The organism is Thermogemmatispora tikiterensis (genome assembly GCF_003268475.1).
Classification (GTDB): domain Bacteria; phylum Chloroflexota; class Ktedonobacteria; order Ktedonobacterales; family Ktedonobacteraceae; genus Thermogemmatispora; species Thermogemmatispora tikiterensis.
In genome coordinates, this window is sequence record NZ_MCIF01000002.1 from 4228151 (window position 1) to 4250267 (window position 22117).

A 22117-nucleotide genomic window follows, 5' to 3' on the forward strand; every position below is an offset into this window, starting at 1 on the left:
CGCTCCCAAGCCAGTCGTACTTGCCCTGGATCATGTTGGTGATGGCGGTGGTGTTGTCTCTGGCGGAGTAGACGAGGATATGTTTGACGGCGGGCTGGCTGCCCCAGTAGGAGGGGTTGGCGTCGTAGATGATCAGGTCGGGAGAGAAGCTGCGCAGCTTGTAGGGGCCAGTGCCGACAGGGTTCTTGTCGTTGGTGAACTTGGCGGGATCGCTGCTAATGCTGGACCAGACGTGCTGAGGGACGATGTAGGTCTGGCCGATATAGAAGAGAGCGGTGCTGTTGGGGCCGGTCAAGGTGAAGGTCACCGTCTGACTGTCAGGGACGGTGATATTTTTGATGAGAGCTATGACTCCTCCCTGGTCGAGGGCCGGGTGGGCTTTCATGAGATCGAAGGTGAACTTGACATCGGCGCTGGTGAAGGGCTGGCCGTCGTTCCACTTGACGTTAGGGCGCAGGTGGAAGGTCAACTGGCTACTGTCGCTGGAAAACTCATAGCTGGTCGCCAACCAGGGATGGTAGAGACCCGTGGAGAAGTCCGTGGAGTAGAGCACCTCGTAGAGCAGGCCCTGCGCACCCCAGGCAGCGGGAGTATTGTAGTTGAAGAATGGGTTGAAAAGGTCAGCATTGGGGCCGTTAGGCGCCGGCAAGACCCTGAGCGTATCTGTCTGGGAGGCCGCAGGTTGGGTTGACCCCCCGCAGGCAGCCAGGAAGAGTGCACCCAGGAGCAGCAGTAGTAACATGGCTGGTGCCCCCAGCGCGCCCCGACGCGGGCCTGCTGAGAGCAGCGGCAGATGCCTTGCGTGCATAGTGCCTCCTTGTCTTGTCTGATGGTCTAGCAGATGGAGCAGACGACCCTGCCACGGATCGGCACGCAGGCCGCGATCACCGGGCAAGTCCTCCAGTCACTCCTTGCGCGACGAGACGCTCGATCTGGCGCGCACAGTGCTCGATCCCCAGCTTCTCCGTTTAAGCTCGAGCTGCTCTGAGCTGGCCCTTCTGCTTCCCTGCCAACTTGATCTTGTGCTCAAGTCGGGCCCTTCTTCCCTTTCTATGCGAGCGAAAGCCTTTGTAAACGTTGTCGTTATCGATACCGTTAACGATTACATAAATTATAATAGTGAGCGCTTTCTCTGTCAATTATCTGCTTTAGCAGCAAAGCTCTTCAATAATGGATAGATACTCATCAGTAGTAGAGGTAAATTAAAGGATATATAGCATCAAAAATCTATTGAGTCATAAAGTATAGGTAATCCCTTTAATCGCGGAAGGTAGCAGGCGATTCCGGCTCGAGGTAAGGGTAACAGTGCATTTTGCCCGAGGGGGCAGGCTGGTAACCGTTGCCAGCTTGCCCCCATTTTTTCCTATCCAGCCGGGAAAACTGTTGGCTTGTTGGTGCCCACCGGTGCCCGTTAGCAGCTGGTTCGTCCGGGGGTTGCCCCGGGTCAAGAAGGTAGGCGGCGCTTGACAAAGGCCAGAACTGGCAGGTATAGTTACTTTCGTAAACGTTTACGGTATCGTTTACGATACCGTTTACGAAGCTGTGGTAGAACAGGAGCCGCGGGATAAAGCGACCACAGCGAGCGAGCCGGGCGCAGGGCTATCTCTGGTGCAGGGATGCGCGATCCCGGTAAGCAAGGAAGCTACCTCTTTGATCTATCAAAAGGGGGGGAACTATGGTCACACCATCCGCGTATCGTTGGCCTCGACTGAGGTACGCGGCGCTCTCTCTCCTGCTTGTTCTGGCGTCCTTCTCTCTAGCCACCTATCTAGGCGTCAGATCGCAGGCTTTACGTGCCCATGCAGCGCCTTCCGTCACTGGCCTGCACGTTTCTGGGAACCAGCTACTCAACGGGCAGAACCAGGTAGTGCGTGCGCTGGGAGTTGACCGCTCTGGGGCGGAGTACATGTGTCGTAGCAGCACTGCCACCACTGTCTTTGACGGGCCGGTCGACACCAACGCCATCAACGCTATGCTGAGCTGGGACATCACCGCCGTGCGCATTCCCCTGAATGAGGACTGCTGGCTTGGCATTAACGGTTATCCCGCTGCTCAGTACTCTGCTGCGACCTATCAGCAGCAAGTCATCAATTTTGTCAATGCATTGACAACTGATAATCTCATCGTCATTCTCGACCTGCACTGGAATGCGCCGGGTACCCAGCAGGCCAACGGGCAGCAGCCGATGCCCGACCTCGATCATGCGCCGGCCTTCTGGACCTCCGTAGCCAACACCTTCAAGAACAACAGTTCAGTTATCTTCGATCTCTACAACGAGCCATACACCAGCAGCTGGGCCTGCTGGCGTGACGGCAGCACGGCGGCCAATGCCAGCCCCTGTAGCGATGTTGGTTTCGCCGTAGCCGGCATGCAGACGCTTGTCAATACGGTGCGAGCCACGGGCGCCACCAATGTAATTATGCTGGGAGGTCTGGCTTACGCCAACGATCTCTCGCAATGGCTGCAGTACAAGCCGACCGATCCTCTCAATAACCTGGTGGCCTCTTTCCATCTCTACAACTTCAATGCCTGCAGCAGCACGAGCTGCTGGAACTCTCAGGTGGCTCCAGTAGCGGCTCAGGTGCCGGTGATCGCCGGTGAGATCGGCGAGAACGACTGTGCTCACGGGTTCATTGACACCGCTATGGCCTGGTTCGATCAGCACGGTATCAGCTATCTTGGCTGGGCCTGGGACACCTATGACTGCAGCTCCTTCCCAGCGCTCATTAGCAATTACAATGGCACGCCCACGGCCTATGGGCAGGGCCTGCATGATCACCTCATTGCTCTGGCCAGCAGCGGTGGTGGCAGCACGCCGACGCCGTCGCCGACCCCATCCCCCACGCCGACCACGGCGCCATCGCCGACCCCAACTCCTACACCGCGACCGACAGTGACGCCGACGGCTACCCCATCGCCGACGCCGTCGCCCACGCCAGGTGCGGGCGCCTCGTGTCAGGTGCACTATAGCGTGGTGAGTCAATGGCCGGGCGGCTTCCAGGCTAGCATCAGCATCACCAACACGGGCAGCAGTCCCATCAACGGCTGGACCTTGAGCTTCAGCTTCACAGCTGGTCAGCAGATCACTCAGCTCTGGAACGGGAGCTATACGCAGCAAGGGGCCCAGGTGACGGTCACCAACGCCTCCTACAATGCTCAGATCCCGGCGGGCGGCACACTTAGCTCACCGCCAGGTTTCCTGGCCAGCTGGAATGGCAGCAATCCTGCCCCGACAAGTTTCACCCTTAATGGCGTCAGCTGCAGCGTCATCTGACCTGGCAGCCTTGATACCAGCAGCAGGTCAGGGATGGCTATTACCGCAAGGACGCGCCTGCTGGTATGTCCATAGATGAGCCGTGTAAGCGGCTAGGGCAAGCGTAGGAGAGGCGGGCGGAGCTGGGCAGGTTAGTGGAGGCGTTGGGTCGAGGCAGGCGGAGAGGAAGGCGCTCGTCTGAGTGGGCCTGACTGTCCGTCATCGGCCCGCCCTCCACCGCTCTCCTGGCCGCTCCTCTTGACCATCTTCCTTCCGTCTCGCCTCTCCATCGCATTACTGGCGAGAACCACACACAGGCTCTGGACGCATCTAAGGAGGCATTGGGCATGAAGCCATCCTTCTTCTCGCGCTCGCGTCTGCGACCATGGCAGGGACGCTGGATGTTCAGAGCGCTACTGATTGGCGTGTTATTGCTCTGCTCGGCGGGGTTGGCGCTGGGCACGGCTCGCAGCAGCCATGCGCAGTCGGTGCCCGCCGGGCTGGTCCTCGAATATGCCGATGCTAATACCAGCGCCACGACCAATACGCCTCGTCCCCACTTTGAGATCGTGAACAACACCAGCTCCAGTGTCGCCCTCAGCAGCCTGACGATCCGCTATTGGTATACCGAGGATGGTAGCCAGTCGCAGCAGTTCTGGTGTGACTATGCGGCGGTTGGTTGCAGCAATCTTTCCGGCTCATTTGTCCAGATGAGTGCCCCAACGGCGACCGCTGACACCTATCTTCAGATCAGCTTCAGTAGTGCAGCGGGGAGCATTGGGCCTGGTGGCAATAGTGGCGAGATCCAGGTGCGCTTCAATAAGAGCGATTGGAGCAACTATAACCAGACCAACGATTATTCATGGAGTGCGACGCAGACGAGCTATGCCCCGTGGAGCCAGGTGACGCTCTATCTCAACGGGCAGCTGGTCTGGGGGACCGAGCCAGGCGGGGCCAGTCCGACGCCGACGCCGACGCCCTCGCCTACTCCGACGAGCGTGCCGACGCTGACTCCCACGCCTGGCGTGGGTGGAGGTAGCACAAGTGGTGGCTGGACGACCAGCGGCACGAAGATTCTGGCTCCCAATGGCAGTCAATTCGTGATCAGCGGCATCAACTGGTACGGCTTCGAGACTCCCGACTATGTGGCGCACGGTCTCTGGTCGTACGATATCTCGACGATTCTCAACCTGGTCAAGAGCTATGGCTACAATACGCTGCGCATCCCCTTCTCTAATCAGATGTGGGAGTCCGACCCGGTGCCGCAGAATGACGTTGGCTGTCCCTCGTGTGTGGGGCTGCATGCGCGTGATATCCTGGCCAAGATCATCAATTACGCTGGCTCGATTGGCCTGCATGTGATCCTGGATGACCACCGCTCGGAGGCAGGCGAGTCCGCCGAGCAGAGCGGACTGTGGTATACCTCGGCCTATCCCGAGAGCAGTTGGATCAACGACTGGGTGAGTGTGCAGCGCTGGGTGCATGGTATTCCCCAGACCTTGGGGGCGACCGATACGGTAACGGTGAACTACCTGGCCTCTGATGGCTGGCCGATCGTCTTGGGCTATGATCTGCGCAATGAGCCGCATGTAGAGGGGACCTATCCCAACCAATACGCCAGCGGGGCTCAGTGGGGTTCGGGCGATGGTATTGATCCGGCGACCAACCCGAATCCGAATCCGTTTGCCCCGGCCTGTGTGGCAACCTCGTCCTGCCACGATTGGCGCCTGGCAGCAGAGCGCGCAGCTGATACGCTGCTTGGCGATGCTCAGGCGCACGGTTGGAGCTATCCCTTGATCTTTGTCGAAGGGGTCTCGGCCTATCCGACAGCCTCTGGCACGCAGGCCAACGGTCCCTACTCCAGCACCTGGTGGGGCGGCAGCCTGCAGGGCGTCAATGGCAATAGTAACAACGCGGGGGCGCCGATCGTGCTCAACGCCGGCGGCAATGCCAGCAGCCTGGGTCCGGCGGTCAATAATCAGGTGGTCTACTCAGCGCATGAGTATGGTCCGACGCTCTATCCGCAGAGCTGGTTCAATAGTAGCACCTGTTATAAGAGTGGCTGCTCTGGCTCCAGCCTGGTGGATGTCTGGACGAGCAACTGGGCCTACATTGCAACGCCAAACGGCATCAATCCAACCTGGCCAGGCCATAGCAGCTATCCCTGGAGTAATACCGGGGCTCAGCCTTATAGCTCGGCTCCGGTCTGGATCGGCGAGTTTGGCACCGGCAATAGCGCCAGTGATCTGGTCTCCAGCGGCGCCGGCTCGCAAGGCCAGTGGTTCACGGACCTGGTCAACTTTATCAAGAGCAGTTATGGCGGCGGAGGCTCAGGTGTGGCCGTGAGTAATCTGAACTGGACCTACTGGGCGCTGAATGGTGAGGATAGCTATGGCCTGCTCAATGGCCAGTACAATGGTCTGGCCAATCCAACCAAGGAATATAGCTTCCTCTGCTTTATCGAGACCGGCCCGCTGGCGGTGCCTGCTGGGAGCGGCAGCGGTCAGTGTGGCTCGACGGGTCCGTTGCCAGCGCCGCAGTGAGGCAGGGCCAGCACAGCCCGCGCTCTCGTCGGTTCCACTGCAGTGAGCAGGCAGACAGACAGCTCTAACAGATAACGAGCGCCCCTGCTGGATACGAACGAGCACGAGCACCCACCCTGGAGGAAGGGCGGGGCGGCGGAGCACCTGCTCTGCTGGCCTCGCCCTTCCTCTCTCCCTCAACGCTTCTCTCCCTCTCGGCTGACCAGTCCCGTTGGTGCCGCTTCCACCGCGATCAGGTCACTCCTGAAGGCAGCGCGCGTCTCACCTTTGCCCTTGACAGGCAGCTTGCCGGTTCCCTATACTAACCAGTAGTTATTGAGAAAGATTTGCAATTGCATCTGAGAAGCAGCTCTGACCGGCTGTCGGTCAGAGCTGGCTGCGCCTGCAGCAACGGGCATCCGCGGCCTTTCCTCGGCACCTGGGCAGTGCTCTGGCTTCTGAGCGGGCTACGGAGATTCCTGCCATGCACATACCCGACGGTTATCTCTCACCTGTCTTCTCCCTCGGCTCCGGCGCTGTGACCATTCCTACCTGGGCGGTGGTCACCCATAAGGTGCGCGATGTTCTTAATCGGCGCACTGTACCGCTGATGGCCATCTTTTCAGGCTCTCTCCTTTACCATCATGATGTTTAATGTGCCGGTGCCTGGGGGGACGACGGCCCACGGAGTCGGTGGCACCTTGATCGCCATTGTGCTGGGTCCCTGGGCGGCGACTCTCTGTTCGGTTGATAGCGGGGCGCTCGCCGGTGCTCTCGACGCGGCGCATCTGGGCGGCGGCCAGTGGCTCCTATGTGGGATTACCGCGGCGGCTCTGGCGGTTGGATCGAGCTGGGGCTGCAGCCAGTGCTCTTCCAGCAGAACGGGCACCCGCTCTATTGTCCCTATCCGCTTGGGGTGGCCATTCCGGCGATGTTGCTCTCGCATGCCTTTGGGGCTTCGCTGGTTGAAGCCTTGATTACGGCCCCTGGCTTTGCCTACATCCAGAAGCACCATCAGACCTTGCTCACGGCCCTGGGGGAAGTCGCCAGCGGCGGTGAGGTTCCCACTGGTGAGGCGCAGGCTCTGCCCCTCTGGCGTTGGTTCTGCTCTTTATCGCGGGCCTGATTACTGGTGGGGAGCGTCTGTATCATCTCTTTGGGGCCGATTGGTCGCAGGTGAGCTGGCCGGATGGGGGAATCATGCTGCTGATTGTGCTGGTTTTTGCATACGGTCAATGGCTTCTTCGAGGCCCGCAAGAGCCGCACGGCTGGCTTTACCAGTGGAGGCGAACGGCGAGCCTGGATCGTGACCGCTCTGGTGACATTGATGAATTGCTCCTTTCAGATGAGCAATGAGGTCTATGCGGCCATGTGTGCGCGCGGCTTCACGGGGACGATTCGCAGCTATAGCGATTATCGCCTGCAGCGTGGGGAGGTCCTGGCGCTGTTGGGTGCGCTACTGCTGGCGGTCGGCCTCTTTTTCTTAGGGAGAGCGCTGCTATGAGTATGATACATGGCATGCTTCAACACTCCAGCCGGATACTGTCATCTATCGGCTGCGCGGGGTGCGCTATCGCTATCAAGGTCGACATCTGGCCCTTGACGGCATCGATCTGGAGATCAGCCACGGCGAGCAGATTGCGCTCTTGGGGGTCAACGGGAGTGGCAAATCGACCCTGCTGAAGCTCCTCGATGGTCTGCTGGCACCAGAGGAGGGAAGCATGCGGGCCTTGGGCCGCGCCATCAAGGCGGTGGCGGTGGGGCAGGAGACCTTTACCTTTCATCGCCAGGTTGGGCTAGTCTTTCAAGATCCGATGTGCAGCTCTTTAGCGCCACAGTCTTTGATGACGTGGCCTTTGGTCCGCTGCAGCTCGGCCTGCCGCGCGAAGAGGTCAAGCGGCGCTGTCAGGAGGCCCTGGAGCTGATGGAGATCAGCCATCTGGCCGACCGGGCCCCCTTTGGGCTGTCGGGCGGCGAGAAGAAGCGGGCGGCCATCGCCTCGGTGCTCTCACTGCAGCCGGAGGTCATTCTGCTGGACGAGCCGACGGCCTCGCTTGATCCGCGCACCAAGTGGGTGCTGATCAATCTCATTCGTCGCCTGGGTGAGCAGGGTAAGACGATGGTGACGACCACCCACGAGCTGGAGATTGTGCCATTGATTGCGCGTCGGGTGATTGTGCTGGGCGAGGAGCGACGCATTCTGGCCGACGGGCAGCCAGAGGAGATCTTGCGCGATCGTGCCCTGCTGGTGCGCGCCAATCTGATCCATCCCCAACTGCACCGCAGCTGGTCTCTGACCCTGGAAGCTGAAGCGGAGCGGCAGGCGCCGAGCGACACCAGGGCCTCTTCCCTCTAGTGTACTGTCGCTGTCAGGAGCAATCTCGGCCTGGCGCTGGTCAGTCCGGTACCTCTCGCTGAGCTTGACATGGGTGACGAGTGCGGCCTATGCTGTTCGGGAAGTCTTTGCTGACCAACCCGCTCCTATCTCCGGTCTCCTGCTGATCATGTGCAGGTCAGGGCTGAAATGAGATAGTGGGGCGGGCCAAAGAAGGAAGAGCAGGAAGGGCACTATGTTTCTGGTCCAGGCGCTGCTGAGCGCCTTCAGCATGTTCTGGGAAATTCTCTGGCCGCTTGTCTTAGGCTTTGCCCTCTCGGCACTGGTGCAGGCGGTCGTTTCCCGAAGAACGCTGGCCCGTCTCCTGGGGGGCGAGTCTCCCCGACACCTGGCGCTGGCCACCCTTTTCGGCATCGCCTCCAGCTCCTGCTCCTATGCGGCGGTTGCCCTGGCGCGCTCGCTCTTTCGCAAGGGGGCCAGTTTCGCGGCGGCGATGGTCTTTGAACTGGCCTCGACCAATCTAGTGATTGAGCTGGGCCTGATCTTGCTCGTCTTACTGGGCTGGCCCTTCATGCTGGCGCAGTATCTCGGTGGCCTCCTTATGGTCATTCTGCTGGCGCTCATCTTCCGCCTCACGCTCAGTCGCCAGCTGGTGGCCCGAGCCAGAGAGCAGGCGGAGCGTGGCCTCAGCGGGCGTATGGAGGGCCATGCGGCGATGGACATGAGCGTCGAGGCCAGCGGTCCATTTTGGCGCCGCCTTTGGAGTGGGCGAGCCTTCACAGCCATCAGCCATTATTTCGTGATGGACTGGGCGTCGGTCTGGACCGACGTGCTCCTGGGGCTGCTTATCGCCGGGGCCTTGGCGGCCTGGGTACCTGACAGCTTCTGGCGGGCCTTCTTCCTGAGCGGCAACCCCACGCTCGCCGCCATCGAGGGGCCGCTGCTGGGTCCGCTGGTAGCCATCATCAGCTTTGTCTGCTCGGTGGGCAATGTGCCCCTGGCGGCGGTGCTCTGGCGTGGTGGCATCAGCTTCGGCGGCCTGGTGAGCTTCATCTTCGCTGACCTGATCGTCCTCCCTATTCTTGACATCTATCGCAAGTATTACGGCTGGAAAATGGCCGGCTATCTGCTGCTGACCTTCTACGTCACAATGGCCCTGGCTGGCTACCTGGTGGAGCTGCTCTTTAGCCTGCTGGGCCTTATTCCTACGCAGCGTACGGTGGCTGCCGTTAGCGAAGGTTTGCAGTGGAACTATACCACCGTGCTCAATCTGCTGGCTCTCCTGCTGGCCGCCGTGCTCGTCATCCGCTTTCTGCGTACCGGGGGCCCGGCCATGCTTGCTATGATGAACCGGCCTGCGCCCGAGCCATCCGGGGCATCCCACGCGCATGAGCACGGCTCTCTTGAGCATCAAAGCAAAGCGCCTCATGAGCGAGCAGAGAGCGGCTGATGGACCCTCTGGCTCATGAGGCGAGGCGTGTAAGTAAGCGTGCCTCTCGCGCTCAGGCTGGCTGCTCGGGGAGGCCGTGAACGAGGATTAAACGCGAATGAGAGGCGCGCTGGCGGATGCCGCGGATAGCGCTGTACTCGGGCGAATTGTACCAGGCCCAGGCTTGTTCGGCTGTCGGAAACTCTACCAAAGCGATGCGTCCAGGCTTCCAGTCGCCTTCGATGGTCTCAATCTGGTTCCCACGAGCCAGGTATCTGCCGCCATATTGAGCCACGGTAGCGCCGGCCTGGCGGGCATACTCCTGATAATCGTCAGGATCGGTGATATCAATGCTGGCGATGATATAAACTGCCATCGTTCTCCTCCTGTTCTAGCGATTGTATCCTCTCGCTCCTCAAAGCCTGGCCCGATAGTCTGAATTGCCTTTAGCCCGAGAGCTATGTTGTCAGGGCAAAGACACTATAGCACATGGCCTGGCTCAATGGTCCAGCTCTGCCCGCTGCTGTGGGAGGGGGTGAGGCGGCCAGGGAAAAAACGGCGAGACGCGCCGCTGGTACTCGGCATAGCTGGCCGGGTACTTTGCCAGCAGGTGGCGCTCCATCAGCGGAATGCTCACCCCCAGGAAGAGCGCCAGCATTGCCAGCGGCCCGATGATCGTCCACCAGAAAGCCGGATGAGCTGCCAGCACGAAAAGATAGAGGCCCCACCAGAAGAGGACTTCGCCGAAATAGTTGGGATGGCGCGACCAGGACCAGAGGCCCGGCGGCAGAGGGCCACGCTCGGCGGCGGGCCGGGTTCGGAAGTGCTCCATCTGCTGATCGGCCAGAGCCTCGATGGTCACGGCAGCCAGTGTCACCAGGGCCGCCAGCCCATCGGCCAGCACGAGGGGGGTCCCGCGATCGCTCAGGTTGGGCCATAAGCTCAGACAGCCCAGGAAGACCAGGACTGTCGGCATCAGATGAATGCCGAGCAGGCTAACTGGCCAGTACCAACGCCCCGTACTCTTACGGATATCCACGTAGCGCCAGTCTTCATGTTCCAGGCCGTGCCAGCGCCTGGCCCAGTTCAGCGTCAGGCGCAGTGCCCACAGGCAGAGCAGGACAAAGATGAGGACGTGACGCGCATTGGCCAGACCGTCCGAGCCGGGCTGGAGCAGCCAGAAGAGCGCGATCGGGATGGGGGCCACGCTCCAGTAAGGATCGTAGAGGCTCGAATTGTTGGTCAGTACGCTGAAGACGAAGACCACGATGGTCGCCACCGCGTCGGCGACCGCCAGCACAGCCAGCGGCGGCCAGCTTTGCTGAAGGAGCCGGAGGGTTACCCAGGCCACCCCCAGCGCCAGCACATAGGCCAGGGTCACTATAGCGAAGGCGCGCTTCATCCTCGGACTCCTTCCTCCGTTAAGACTGGCTTGCTCAGAGCCACTGGGCGGCTGAAGGGATGCTCGCGTAATCCCATGCGGAAGAGAATCACGAGCGGAAAGATGATCCACGAAGCATTGGCGGCGATAACCAGGCCCAGGTGGGGCGAGCGGTAGGCGCCGAAAGCCTCCTCGCTCAGGATGATCACCACGCCCTCGATCATGGCCACGGCGTAGATAATGCTTGGCAGGCGAATCCACTCGCGGCCCTTCGCGTAGGCATAGATGGCCACCAGGTAGAACGGACCGTAGAGCAGATCGTCGAGCCAGATAGTCACCTTGAAGAAGACTGGGCGGGCCATCAGCAGCGGGTCAAAGTGCTGGCCCCACCAGTGGATCAGGTCGACCACCGGGCGCGGGGGCCAGAGCGGATAGCTGAAATGCCAGGGATCGGGAATGATAATCTGTTCAATATCGATCAAATAAGACACGAAGAGCAGATTGATCACGAAGAAAGCGATCAACAGCCAGTCAAGGCGGCGTTGGGAGAGAGGAACAGGCTCCAGAGTTGTCACAGCATCAGCCTCCTGAGAGGAGATCTGAGGCCCGGCTCAGTGAGCCAGACCAGGGCTGGCGAGCGCTGGGACGATGCGTGCGAGGGCTGGCCCGGTGTGGCCAGCCGCAGCTGCGGGCAGCTCGCTCAGCTCACTCGCGATAAGAGATCAGGGCCGTGGAGGCCAGCAGGCGCTCGACCAGGGCGGGGGCCCAGCCGTTCAGCCAGACCAGAGTCTTGCCGGAGAGCGTCAGCACCTGCTCGCGGCGACGGCGGGCGGCCTGTCGCAGGATCAGGCTGGCGCAGCGAGCCGGGTCGAGTGCGGGCACCTTCCTGGCCTGCTCGCCCATCACCTCCTGCAGGCGTGCTGTGCGCACGGCGCTCAGGTAGGTAATTGAGACGCTGACCCCGCTGCCGTGCAGCTCCGTGCGCAGCGTGTTCAAGAAGCCGCGCATGGCATGCTTCGAGGCATTGTAACCGGCGGTACCCGGTAGACCGAGCAGGCCGCCGAAGCTGTTGACGCCCACGATGCGCCCGCGACTGCGCTTCAAATATGGCAGCGCGTAGTAGGTGCAGTAGACCGTGCCCAAATAGTTCAGCTCAATCTCGGCGCGTATGGTTGAGAGATCGCTGAGGGCTTCGAAGCGGCGTGGAAAGCCCATGCCGGCGTTATTGATCAACATATCGAGGCGACCGTACTCACTGACCGTATGCTCGACCAGGTGTCGACACTGGGCCTCATCGCGCAAGTCGGTCGGAACGGCCAGGGCGCGGGCGCCACGAGTCCGACAAGCGGCAGCCACGGCCTCCAGCGCCTCGCTGCTGCGTGCGGCCAGGGCCAGCCAGGCGCCCTGCTCCGCCAGCTGGTAGGCCAGCTGCTCACCGATGCCGCGCGAAGCACCCGTGATAAGCACCACGTGCTCGCGAAAAGGGGCATCAGCCATCAAAAAAGCCTCCTCTGCTTCGCTCTCGGCTAGCGTGATTACGTATTAGTTTGTTGGTTCCTGATCGCGCGGGAAGAGCGGTGGCCTGCTCTTCTTCCGGGCGCGTTGCAGGCGGCTTGCCTGTTGCTACTAGATTACCACATAAGGTGCTGGCGAGGCGCCGGGCGGCGGGCTGTAGGGGCTGTGGGCCATATTTGACCATGATAAAAATCTTAATCAGTTTTTTATGCCCTTGTATTGCACTTTGCGGACGCCTATGGTACTATTGCTACAGCCCCACTATGTCACCTGAGTAGACTGGGTGTTTCGACGTTTTATCAGGGAATGGTCCTGAGAGCAGCACGGGGAAGTCGAAGCGACAGCTCTACCAGCGCGACCTTCAGGATGAAGGGAGCGCAGGGGGCCATCCGATACATACAGACTGTTGTATGTTGGCGGATTGAAGGATGGTAGTAGTGTGGAAGCAGAGAGAGGGAGACACTATGAGCAAACTCGTCATGGTGATAGATGATTCGCTGACCGTGCGCAAGATCATCGAGACCAGCCTGAGACGTGAGGGCTTCGATTACGTCAGCTATCCTGATGGGATTCAGGCGCTGGAGGCTCTCACGAAGCATAAACACCGCGTTCCTGACCTGGTGATCCTCGACATCGGCCTGCCAAAGATGGATGGCTACGAGATTGCCCGCATTTTGCGAACGAAGCCCCAGTTCGGTAATACTGTCATCGTCATGCTCTCGGGTCGCGATGGGGTGATTGATCGTCTCAAGGGACGTCTGGCGGGAGCCAAGGATTACCTCACCAAGCCATTTCGGACGCAGGATGTCATTTCGGTTGTGCAGGCCCATCTGGGTAGCCCAACGCCAACCTATAGCTAGCCAGTCTGGCTTCGTCTGCCGGGCGTTTGATTGATTGGTTGATTGGTTGGTTGGACCTTGCTCGCTCGATCAATCAACCGCCTCGGTCAGTCCAATCACGCAAGGAGCGCCTCGCTCATCACTGACGAACGAGCAGAACGAATGAGGGCAGTGCTGCCCGTGGCGGCGCGAGCGGAAGAGAAGATGGTTGTACCACGTGCGGGAGGGTTTCTCTCCAGGTCGCTAGAGACCTTGAGCGATGAGGAGTTCTGGAACTATGCGCGTGAGCTGGCTCGTATGGTTCCGACTGCCGCTCATCCCGAGGAGTATCTGGAATGCAGCCTGTCGCTAGGGCAGGGCTGCTGTTTTGTTTCACTCAAGGCACTGTGTGAAGTGGTGCCTCCTCCTCATCGCTTTGCTGTTTTGCCCGCTTCCCCTGCCTGGTTGCTTGGCCTGGTAGCCTGGCGTGGCGAAGTGATCGCTGCTATTGATCTCCCCGGCTTTCTCTGTGGTTCTCCCACTGCCTCCGCGGGCGAGGGTATGCTCCTGGTTGCCGATCATCCTGATCAACCGATCGGCCTGCTGGTCCCCGCCATTGGCTCGATCCTCTCCCTGGAATATACGCCCCTGGAAGAGTGTGAGGCGCTTCCCGTGAGCCGTGAACTGCTGCGTGGCCTGCGTGGCACCGATCCCGTACTGGATGTGCCAGCTTTGCTGGCCGAGATCGTGCGCGAGATAGAGAGGGCGGTGACCTATGGCTGAGCCAGAGGATGCTCTCCAGGGTGATCTGCCGGAACCGGAATTGCCGGAGGGAGCGTCTGGGCTGACGCCCGAGGATCTGGCGATCATTGAGGCCTTTCGCCTGATGGAGGACCTGGAGCCTCCAGTAAGCCTTGCTGAAGCGGCGGTCACAGCTGGCGGGGACGTCGGTTTGTCTGATGAAGCCGCGGCTACCTCCACTGGAGGAGAAGAGGCGCGAGCTGGCTTGTCGTCGGCTGATACCGGCCTCGACGATATGCTGGCGCTCTTTGTTGCTGAGGCCGATGAAGATATTGCCTCAATGCGTCAGGCTCTGACCCAGTTGGAGCAAGAGGATCGACTTGACGAGGGCCATCTGGAGGCCCTGCGCCGCTGCGCTCATAAGCTGAAGGGGACCGCGGGCGCCGTTGGCTGCCCGTCGATGTCGACGATCGCCTACTATATCGAGATGCTCGTCGGCTCGCTGCGCGATGGCTCGGTGCCAATGATGATCGGCCTGATGGCCCTGGTGCAGGCCATGCGTGCGCTGGAGGCGACCCTGCAAAGCATCGTTGAGACAGGACAGGAGAGTAGCGCGCCGCTCACCGAGTTGGAGGCCGATTATGAGGCCCTGAATGAGTTCGGCAGTGTGCGCCGCACGCCCTCGGAAAGCCTGATGGCTCTCACCGCTGCCGATGAGGCTCTCCTGCTGGAAGAAGAAGAACTGGCCCCCCGCTCGCCGCTGCGCGAGGAGATCGCCCGTTTCCATCTCCGCACCCGCACGCCGCGTGAGTCCGGCTCGCCGCTGCCTTCAGTGCTGGTGGATGCTGAACGTCTGAAGCGACTCATCCTTCATAGCGAGCACCTGGCCGAACAGCGTGAGCCTCTGGAGAACGCGCGGCGCGAGTTGGAGGCTGCCTTACAGGAACTGTACTCCGCCCAGGCTCGCTTGCAGTATCTGGAGACACTGCTCTCGCTTAATCCCCTCTCGCTCAGCGAGACGGGTCAGGTTCCTCCTTTGCCCCTGCGGGCACTTCCTCAGCAGCCAATGTCATCGCTGGTTAGGCGTATCCTGGAGGAGGCGGAGCAAGCTGGACGCCATCTACCGACTCATGCTCAGCAGCGCCAACGCCTGAGCGCCCTGGCGCTCAAAGCGCGTGAGACGACCTCTTGGGACGAAATGGAGGTTGATCGCTATACCGAGAGCGATGTCCTCTTACGCGCCTTTGCCGAGGCCATCGCCGATGTCAGCACGGCTTCAGCCCAGGTCCGCGCGGCCTTTACTCGTCTTGATCGTGTACTGCGTCGCCATATGGACCTTGCCAATCGAGTGCGTGGCGAGACGCTCTTGTTGCGCTCGGCGCCGCTGGCTGTTTTGCTGCCGCGCATCCGGCGGGCCATCAGGATGAGTGCCGACGCTCAGCGTCAGCGTGTCCGCTTTGAAGCTCGCGGCGAAACGACCGAGGTGGATCAGGATATTTTAGAAGCTCTGGCCCGTCCGCTGCTGCAGCTAGTGCGCTACGGTATGATCACTAATTGGGGCAGCGTCCAGGCTGAAGATGGAGCGGAGGAGGAGCAGGAGCGGCGAGTCTGGTTCTATGCCCATGCTGTTGGCAATGAGGTATCGCTGGAACTGGGCTTCTCAACGCCGGTGCGGGCGGGAGCGCTAGAGCTGGTCCAGGGACCTATTCAGCAGCTGCAGGGGACGGTGACCGCTCAACGTAATGCCCTGGGCGGCGTGACCTTCTACCTGACGCTGCCCCGCTTGCACGGGGCCATGCATGGCTTGCTGGTACGCACTGCGGGCCAGCGCCTGGTGGTGCCGTTCTCCCAGGTACGCCGCATTGTGGTGGAACGCTCTGCCTTGGAGGAGGAGGGCCAGGTCTCTCCTGCCTGCTTCCCGAAGGACGGGCGCTCTGCTGTACCGCTCTCTCGCTTGCTGGGGCTGCCAGACGTGAACGGTGGTGGCAGTCCGCCTGTTTCCGCGGAGGAGGCGCGTCCCCTGCTCCTATTGCAGGAGGGCCTGCCCTATGAGGTGGTCGAAGTGGACGAAGTCCTGGGGGGCGTTGAGCTGGTCGTTCGGCCTGTGGCCTCCTATCTGCGGCGCCCAGGGATCATGGGGGCCGCCATTGACGGCCAGGGCAATGTCTTGCTCGTCCTGGATTTGATGCGTCTCGTGCCTCCTCCGGAGGCTCTCGATGCGGAGAAGGCCAAAGCGCAGCGCGAGCCACTGGTCGGCAGCCCTGAACAGATGGCTACCGGTGTCGGGCGGACAGTGATGATCGCCGACGATTCGGTCTATATTCGCCAGTCGTTGCAGCAGACGTTGCAGCGAGCCGGCTATCGCGTGGTGCAGGCGCGCGACGGTATGGAAGCCTGGGAGCTGTTGCTAGAGCAGCCGCCAGACGTCTTGCTGCTCGACATAGAGATGCCCCATTTGAACGGCTATGAGCTGCTCAGCATGATCCGGGCCAGCTCACGCTTTGCTTCGCTCAAGATCATCATGCTCACTGCGCGCTCTTCGGAGAAGCATCGTCGCTCAGCCCAGGATCTGGGGGCTCAAGCCTATTTGATCAAGCCTTCGCCTCCTGAACTGCTGCTAGACACCATTGGGGCTGTGCTGAGCGAAAAGCCCCCAGCTCCGTAGGTGGTGTCGGCACAGCGGAGCTGTAAAATCACCGCCAGAACAAGAAGGCTCCCCTTCCCTGACCAGATCGAGAAGGGGAGCCTCTTTTTTAACGGCTGGCTGGTGGAGAAACTGGCTGCCGACCGCTGCCTCTCCCTCTATTCGCGATAGTAGGTGGCGGCAGCCTTAATCGCGCCGGTCTCGATCATGATCTGACGCAGCTGCTGAGTATCGAGTGTCTCGTAGAGGCGCAGGGCCTGGGCGATGCGGTCCAGCGTCACGCGATGCTCGCGCAGCAGGCTCTGGGCGCGATTATAGGCCGCCTTCACGATGCGATCGACCTCTTTATCGATCAGCGAGGCCGTTTTCTCACTGTAGTCGCGGCGTCCGAAAGCGGCCCGCTCCAGCGGGTCTTCGCGCTCCTGGAAGAAAAGCGGGCCGATCCGGTCGCTCATGCCCCAGTTAGTGACCATATGGCGGGCGATTTGCGTTACCTGCTGCAGATCGTTCTCCGCGCCGGTCGTAATGCGGCCAATGGCCACCTCCTCAGCGGCGCGTCCGCCGAGGGCGGTCACCAGGCGAGCCTCCAGATACTCGCGACTGTAGTTGTGGCGGTCATCGAGCGGCAGATAGCGCGTCACGCCCAGGGCCTGGCCGCGTGGCACGATGGTGACCTTACCGACCGGGTCGACGTGCTCAGTCAGGAGCGCGGTCAGGGCGTGGCCGCCCTCATGGTAAGCCACCACCTTCAGATCTTCCTCGCTGAGAACCAGCGGACGCTCGGCGCCCAGGACGATCTTATCCAGCGCCTCCAGGAAGCAGTTCTGATTGACGGCGTCCAGATTGCGGCGCGCGGCCAGCAGAGCTGCCTCATTGACCAGGTTGGCCAGGTCGGCGCCCACCATGCCCGGAGTCGCCCGCGCAATGGCCTCCAGGTCCACATCTGGGGCCAGTGGCACCTTGCGCGTATGGATTTGGAGAATCGCCAGGCGGCCTTTCCAGTCGGGCCGATCCACCGTCACGCGGCGATCGAAGCGACCGGGGCGCAGCAGGGCCTTGTCGAGTCCCTCGGGGCGGTTGGTTGCCGCCAGCACCACCACCGCCTGACGCACATCGAAGCCATCCATCTCAACCAGCAGCTGGTTCAGCGTCTGCTCGCGTTCATCGTTGCTATTGATGCTGGCGCCGCGCTGGCGTCCGACGGCATCGATCTCATCGATGAAGATGATGCTGGGGGCGGCCTTCTTGGCCTGGTCGAAGAGATCGCGCACGCGGCTGGCACCTACACCCACCAGGACCTCAACGAACTCGGAGCCGGACATCGAGAAGAAGGGGACGCCGGCCTCACCAGCCACAGCCCGCGCCAGCAGGGTTTTGCCTGTACCTGGGGGGCCAACCAGCAAGACGCCGCGGGGGATCTTGCCGCCCAGGCGCTGGAACTTCTGGGGCGTCTTCAAAAACTCGACGATCTCGACCAGATCGCTTTTCGCCTCATCGACGCCGGCCACATCGGCGAAGGTCGTGCTGGGCCGGTCTTCCATAATCAGGCGGGCGCGGCTCTTGCCGAAGCTGAAGATATTCTGCTGGCCCTGTGTGGCGCGCCTGATGATGAACAAGAAGAGCACTCCCAGGAAGACCCAGGGCAGGGCATTAAAGAGGATGTTCAGCCACAGGCTGCCATCGCTGGTCGGCTTGGCGGTGACTGAGACATTGTGCTGCAGCAGCAGCTGGATCAGCTTGGGGTCTCCGCTGGCGAGCTGCGTGAAATGATAGTATATTGACGTCTTACCGGGGTTATTGGGGTCAGCGACAGGGTCCTTGAACTCGCCGGTCACGTCCTGCCCCTGAAAAACCGCCGTCTTGACGTTATCTTTCTCTACTTCTGCGTAGAAGGTGCTATATGGGATCTCAATAGCGTTTTGGTTACTGCTGCTTGTGCCGCCCTGGATGAAAGACTGAAGGGCCCACCAACCCAGCAGCAAGATCCCCACAATCACCAGGGAGCGCAGCAGCAACGAGGACAGGCTTTCATTATTGCGGTTATTATTGTTGTTGCTGTTGCCATTGGGACTGGGAGGAGTATTCAAGCGCGGAGGCCCACCCTGAGAAGGGCCATCGGGGCCGCGTTCATAGGTATGTAAAGCCTGAGCTTCCATCTTGTTCAGACCTGCTTTCTGCTCGACGGGATCGCCGCATCGGCTGACTGGCTCGCTGGCCAGGGGCAGCCAGGCGATCAGGTGCGGTCGCTGCCTCTGTATTTTATACGGTAATACGGATGAGCGAAGCGATTGGGTTGGAATAATTACTATACTATGATATCTCATAGGAAGGAAAGAGTGCCAGCCCGGCCCCAGTAGCTTGATGGCTGCCAGCCTGGCCGGATCAAAAAAGCGTGGGCGCAGGCGGGGAAGGAGGATGAGAAGACAGGCAGGCAAGATCGAAGACGCGGACCCTGCCCCGGGCAGAGGGGCGAGAAGGGTCCGCGCTGCTATCGTCAGGGGGGCCTGTTGGCAACTTCGCCGGCTGATGGACGGACTAGCTTACTGGTTTAGCGGATGGACTGGAGCCAAGCTCCTGGGCATCCAATTCCTGCTTGAGTGTATCGACCTCCTGTTTCAGCGTATTCACCTGCTGCTGCAAGGTGGTCACCTGCTGTTGGAGCGTCGCGATGCGCGGGTCCTGGCCGGGGCCGCGGTCAAGGTGCATGAGGTAGGCGGGGCCAGAGCCGGGAGGGTTGTCGACCTGATGGCCGGGGTCCCAGCAGACGACGCCGCGCTCAAAGCGTTGGAAGACCACGCCCTGATAGCCAGTGACAGCCGTCTCGTTGGAGAGTGGCAGGCCGAGGTAGGTGAGTCCATAGAGGGCATCGCCACCGTAGCGGCGGTAGAAGTCGAGGATGCCATGACCGACCACGTAGCCGGTTTTGGTACAGCGCCAGACGTTATTGCCGAGATCCGTAAAGTAGCCGCGAGTCGCCGTGATATCCAGCATAAACCCTCCTTGCTCAAGAAATGCCCACAACTCATTCCAGGGGTAATTGCCCGGGCAGCGCGCGCGCGAAATGGGGTCCAGCTCAAAATGGCCGATGATGCCGCCGTTGGCATCGCCATGCCGCGCGGGGATGCCGTGGCGCGCGCAGATGTCTGCAATCAGGCGGAACGAGGCGCGTTTCTGGGCATCGGTGAGCGGCGTGGAGTTATCGAGGGCCGGGTCCACATGCTCAATGCTGATGGTGACGAGGTTCAGATTGATGCCCTCGGGTAAAAAGGCGGCATGGCCCTGCTCCAGACAGCAGTTCCCCCCGGCGCCGTCCTGCTCACGCACACACTGCACCACGGTCCCATCTTGCCCGACCACATAATGGGTGCTGGTCATCTCTGCATTGGTGGCAAAGTAGTTCGCCACTTCCTGCGCCGTGTGAAAGCCCGCGGTCTTATGGATCACGATCCATTTCGGATTGTTGGCATCGATGAAGACCCGCGAACGATCCACATACATCGGGATGGCTTCCGCGTAGTCGGTCATCGCTGTGGCACCTCCTCCTCCGACCGCTGCTGGTGCGTTCTCGCAGGCGAGATCACTGAGGTCATTCCTGCTCCTTTCCAGTTCCAGGCGACAGAACAGGTCGTGTCGCAAGCGAATGGCTATGCTGCGCTGACATGATTTATTCGCTCCTCCATATTTCTAGTGAGAAGCGTTATTCGATAGAATATCTCTTTTTGAGCAGCGCAACATGGCCATTATAATCTGCTATCGCTTCTATCTAGTAAGTATACTCGGCATAGCAAATGTTTTTGATTAGGTCAAAAGTGGCTTCATTACTGTCAAAGAAGGCGAACGGCGGCGACTAAGTCGAAGCTGCGCATCCAGAAACTCCTGTTTTGGGGCTGGAGAATCGGCTCCTGGTTGCGTTTAACTAGCGAGAAGATTGCCTTGCCACTCAGGTGGGTGAGCAACGAATGTAACTGGCTTGCAGGGTAGGGGCTCGGTGTAAGTGAGGTATTACCTTGTGATGTGTTGTGTTTTCTTGCAGACTGAGAGATGAATAGAAAACCGATTGGGAGGGTCTGCCATCATGCAGCGGTGTCCTCATTGTGGGGCCACTCTGCCCGCCGATTCTCATTACTGCGGGCAATGCGGCTTACCGGTCTATGGAGCCAGACCTCACGAACCGACAGAGCGGGCTGACGCTGGTGCCCGCAGTCCAGGGCCGACCCTGGACTCGACGCGTCAGGCCGGGTCAGTGCCCCCTGGGCCATACCAGGCGACAACGCCGGCGGGAGCTGATCCTTATGAGGCGACCAGATATGCGACTCCCCCCCATGGGATAGGACCGGAGACGGGAGAGCCTGCGAGGGGGGACCTTTTCACACCACCACCTCCGCCACTTTCCTCGTTCGAATATCCACCTCTCTATCCTGTCCCTCCTGGAAGCCGAAACCAGCCTCCGCCTCAGCGGCGGCCACTGATGCTCATTGGGGTAGTGGTGGTGGTAGTGGTGCTGGTCGTGGGTGGGGTGGTAGCTGCTGTCAACCTTCTTCATCTGGGTCAAGGGCAGCCGCAGCTCAGGGTGAGCAGTGCCTATCATGTGGGCAGCCTGCCGGCGGGGGCGACGGGAACGAGCTTACAGGTGAGTGGGCAGCAGTTTGCCTCTGACTCGCAGGTGTCCTTTTATCTGGATGGTCAGTCCCTTCCAGGAGTGAGCGCTAAAACTGATGACAACGGAGCTTTGAAAGTGAATCTGAGCGTGACGAGCGGCTGGAAGCTGGGTCAGCATACGCTGACGGCGGCGGATGCCAGCAACAACCGCGTGCAGCAAGGGGTAACGGTGGTGATCGTGCCGCAGGGGCAGGCGCATACGCCCGGTCCCAACGGGGCCCCATCCGACGATGCCAGCTTCAAGATCGCTTTTACTGCTTCCAACGGCTCGTCGACCCAGAGCGGCACGTTCACGGTCACGGGGCATCCCGACCCTGCCGGAGGCACGGTCTGCGCGAGCTATGCCGATGGGATGCAGGACGATGGGCAGCCGCACACCCTGAGCGGGGTGACCTCCAGTGGTATCCGCTATCAGGAGACGCTGGTGGCGACCTGTCAGGGAACCTATCGCGGTGGCAAAATCATCTACAAGGAAATCTATAGCCAGGATCAGGTGGTCTTTCAGACATCCCTGGGCAATGTGACCTGCTCCGCTGCTCCGCATACGGCCCAGGCCGATGGGAGCTTTGTCGATGCCACGCATGTGAAGGGGACTTTGAGCGGACCAGCCTACTCCTATAGCTGTGATAATGGGAATTCCTCTCAGACGCAGGCGGTAACGGGAACCTGGGAGGGCCAGCTCCTCGCGTAGCGCTTCGGCCCTGGTCTCTGTTGAACCCTGCTTATTGGCGCTCCGCCGCCGAAAAGACGGGGGATTCTTCGTTCGTCCGCTCGCTGGCGCTGTGCTCTGGTCAACGCGGGCGTAGAGGCGGGCTCTCCC

Annotated in this window: 17 protein-coding genes and 3 pseudogenes; 13 read left to right on the forward strand and 7 right to left on the reverse strand. The window is 60.7% G+C overall.

The genetic code is table 11. The features are described from left to right. A partial coding sequence (locus tag A4R35_RS16865; RefSeq protein WP_223258378.1) for an ABC transporter substrate-binding protein occupies positions 1-808 on the reverse strand: 808 nt, incomplete at its 3' end. Positions 809-1675: 867 nt separating this feature from the next. Between A4R35_RS16865 and A4R35_RS16870 the strand changes: the two genes are divergently transcribed. From A4R35_RS16870 to A4R35_RS16895, 8 genes and pseudogenes are all read left to right on the forward strand, one after another. After that, complete coding sequence (locus tag A4R35_RS16870) at positions 1676-3274, forward strand: cellulose binding domain-containing protein (RefSeq protein WP_112431382.1); 1599 nt, start codon at positions 1676-1678, stop codon at positions 3272-3274. Positions 3275-3600: 326 nt separating this feature from the next. Then, positions 3601-5796: a cellulose binding domain-containing protein gene (locus tag A4R35_RS16875; RefSeq protein WP_112431384.1), complete on the forward strand. Its 2196-nt coding sequence runs from the start codon at positions 3601-3603 to the stop codon at positions 5794-5796. Between the two features lie 463 nt (positions 5797-6259). Next, complete coding sequence (locus A4R35_RS25015; RefSeq protein ID WP_262982338.1) at positions 6260-6430, forward strand: energy-coupling factor ABC transporter permease; 171 nt, start codon at positions 6260-6262, stop codon at positions 6428-6430. After that, positions 6423-6563: pseudogene (locus A4R35_RS25355) on the forward strand (energy-coupling factor ABC transporter permease); the annotation flags it as partial. The gene A4R35_RS25015 and the pseudogene A4R35_RS25355, both read left to right, overlap by 8 nt. Positions 6564-6586: 23 nt before the next feature. Then, entirely contained in the window at positions 6587-6901 is a 315-nt protein-coding gene (locus A4R35_RS24755; RefSeq protein ID WP_223258525.1) for an ECF transporter S component family protein, read from the forward strand. Positions 6902-6985: 84 nt separating this feature from the next. After that, positions 6986-7279: an energy-coupling factor transporter transmembrane component T gene (locus tag A4R35_RS16885; RefSeq protein WP_112431386.1), complete on the forward strand. Its 294-nt coding sequence runs from the start codon at positions 6986-6988 to the stop codon at positions 7277-7279. 61 nt (positions 7280-7340) lie between these two features. After that, positions 7341-8131 (forward strand): annotated as a pseudogene (locus A4R35_RS16890) (energy-coupling factor ABC transporter ATP-binding protein). A 214-nt stretch (positions 8132-8345) separates the two neighbouring features. Continuing rightward, positions 8346-9560 carry a permease gene (locus A4R35_RS16895; RefSeq protein ID WP_112431388.1) on the forward strand — a complete coding sequence of 405 codons (1215 nt, stop codon included), beginning with the start codon at positions 8346-8348 and terminating at the stop codon, positions 9558-9560. Between the two features lie 52 nt (positions 9561-9612). Here A4R35_RS16895 and A4R35_RS16900 read toward each other — a convergent pair whose 3' ends face one another. The 4 genes from A4R35_RS16900 to A4R35_RS16915 all read right to left on the reverse strand — a co-directional run bounded on the left by A4R35_RS16900 (position 9613) and on the right by A4R35_RS16915 (position 12417). Then, positions 9613-9915, reverse strand: coding sequence for a DUF1330 domain-containing protein (locus A4R35_RS16900; protein WP_112431390.1), 303 nt, complete (start codon positions 9913-9915; stop codon positions 9613-9615). A 123-nt stretch (positions 9916-10038) separates the two neighbouring features. Further along, the gene (locus A4R35_RS16905) at positions 10039-10941 is read right to left on the reverse strand and encodes a DUF1295 domain-containing protein (RefSeq protein ID WP_112431392.1); all 903 of its coding nucleotides are present in this window, start codon (positions 10939-10941) and stop codon (positions 10039-10041) included. After that, entirely contained in the window at positions 10938-11495 is a 558-nt protein-coding gene (locus tag A4R35_RS16910) for an EXPERA domain-containing protein (protein WP_189361949.1), read from the reverse strand. The genes A4R35_RS16905 and A4R35_RS16910 overlap by 4 nt, the downstream gene beginning before the upstream one ends. A gap of 130 nt (positions 11496-11625) precedes the next feature. Beyond that, positions 11626-12417: an SDR family oxidoreductase gene (locus A4R35_RS16915; protein ID WP_112431396.1), complete on the reverse strand. Its 792-nt coding sequence runs from the start codon at positions 12415-12417 to the stop codon at positions 11626-11628. Between the two features lie 482 nt (positions 12418-12899). Between A4R35_RS16915 and A4R35_RS16920 the strand changes: the two genes are divergently transcribed. The 3 genes from A4R35_RS16920 (at position 12900) to A4R35_RS16930 (ending at position 16659) form a co-directional block, all read left to right on the forward strand. Beyond that, a complete protein-coding gene (locus A4R35_RS16920) occupies positions 12900-13295 on the forward strand; it encodes a response regulator (RefSeq protein WP_069804081.1) in 396 nt (131 codons plus the stop codon). Between the two features lie 141 nt (positions 13296-13436). Continuing rightward, positions 13437-14036 (forward strand): chemotaxis protein CheW, encoded by a 600-nt coding sequence (locus A4R35_RS16925; protein ID WP_112431398.1) that lies wholly within the window; start codon positions 13437-13439, stop codon positions 14034-14036. Beyond that, on the forward strand, positions 14029-16659 hold the full coding sequence (locus A4R35_RS16930; RefSeq protein ID WP_112431400.1) for an ATP-binding response regulator: 2631 nt from the start codon (positions 14029-14031) through the stop codon (positions 16657-16659). Before A4R35_RS16925 ends, A4R35_RS16930 begins: the two co-directional genes overlap by 8 nt. Positions 16660-16796: 137 nt before the next feature. Here the strand turns inward: A4R35_RS16930 and ftsH are convergent, their stop codons facing one another. Beyond that, the gene (gene ftsH / locus A4R35_RS16935) at positions 16797-18794 is read right to left on the reverse strand and encodes an ATP-dependent zinc metalloprotease FtsH (protein WP_112431402.1); all 1998 of its coding nucleotides are present in this window, start codon (positions 18792-18794) and stop codon (positions 16797-16799) included. Between the two features lie 379 nt (positions 18795-19173). Next, positions 19174-20163: an N-acetylmuramoyl-L-alanine amidase gene (locus tag A4R35_RS16940; RefSeq protein WP_112431404.1), complete on the reverse strand. Its 990-nt coding sequence runs from the start codon at positions 20161-20163 to the stop codon at positions 19174-19176. Between the two features lie 550 nt (positions 20164-20713). On the opposite strand from A4R35_RS16940, the pseudogene A4R35_RS25360 reads away from it, so the two are divergent. Then, a pseudogene (locus A4R35_RS25360) lies at positions 20714-20782 on the forward strand (zinc-ribbon domain-containing protein); the annotation flags it as partial. Positions 20783-21106: 324 nt separating this feature from the next. Continuing rightward, a complete protein-coding gene (locus tag A4R35_RS16945; protein ID WP_223258526.1) occupies positions 21107-21988 on the forward strand; it encodes a hypothetical protein in 882 nt (293 codons plus the stop codon). Positions 21989-22117 lie beyond the last annotated feature (129 nt).

Coding starts and splice junctions, on each gene's coding strand:
- A4R35_RS16870 (WP_112431382.1), top strand. CDS start 1,676: ATGGTCACACCATCCGCGTATCGTTGGCCTCGACTGAGGTACGCGGCG.
- A4R35_RS16875 (WP_112431384.1), top strand. CDS start 3,601: ATGAAGCCATCCTTCTTCTCGCGCTCGCGTCTGCGACCATGGCAGGGA.
- A4R35_RS25015 (WP_262982338.1), top strand. CDS start 6,260: ATGCACATACCCGACGGTTATCTCTCACCTGTCTTCTCCCTCGGCTCC.
- A4R35_RS24755 (WP_223258525.1), top strand. CDS start 6,587: ATGTGGGATTACCGCGGCGGCTCTGGCGGTTGGATCGAGCTGGGGCTG.
- A4R35_RS16895 (WP_112431388.1), top strand. CDS start 8,346: ATGTTTCTGGTCCAGGCGCTGCTGAGCGCCTTCAGCATGTTCTGGGAA.
- A4R35_RS16900 (WP_112431390.1), bottom strand. CDS start 9,915: ATGGCAGTTTATATCATCGCCAGCATTGATATCACCGATCCTGACGAT.
- A4R35_RS16905 (WP_112431392.1), bottom strand. CDS start 10,941: ATGAAGCGCGCCTTCGCTATAGTGACCCTGGCCTATGTGCTGGCGCTG.
- A4R35_RS16915 (WP_112431396.1), bottom strand. CDS start 12,417: ATGGCTGATGCCCCTTTTCGCGAGCACGTGGTGCTTATCACGGGTGCT.
- A4R35_RS16920 (WP_069804081.1), top strand. CDS start 12,900: ATGAGCAAACTCGTCATGGTGATAGATGATTCGCTGACCGTGCGCAAG.
- A4R35_RS16925 (WP_112431398.1), top strand. CDS start 13,437: ATGAGGGCAGTGCTGCCCGTGGCGGCGCGAGCGGAAGAGAAGATGGTT.
- A4R35_RS16930 (WP_112431400.1), top strand. CDS start 14,029: ATGGCTGAGCCAGAGGATGCTCTCCAGGGTGATCTGCCGGAACCGGAA.
- ftsH (WP_112431402.1), bottom strand. CDS start 18,794: ATGGAAGCTCAGGCTTTACATACCTATGAACGCGGCCCCGATGGCCCT.
- A4R35_RS16940 (WP_112431404.1), bottom strand. CDS start 20,163: ATGACCGACTACGCGGAAGCCATCCCGATGTATGTGGATCGTTCGCGG.
- A4R35_RS16945 (WP_223258526.1), top strand. CDS start 21,107: ATGCTCATTGGGGTAGTGGTGGTGGTAGTGGTGCTGGTCGTGGGTGGG.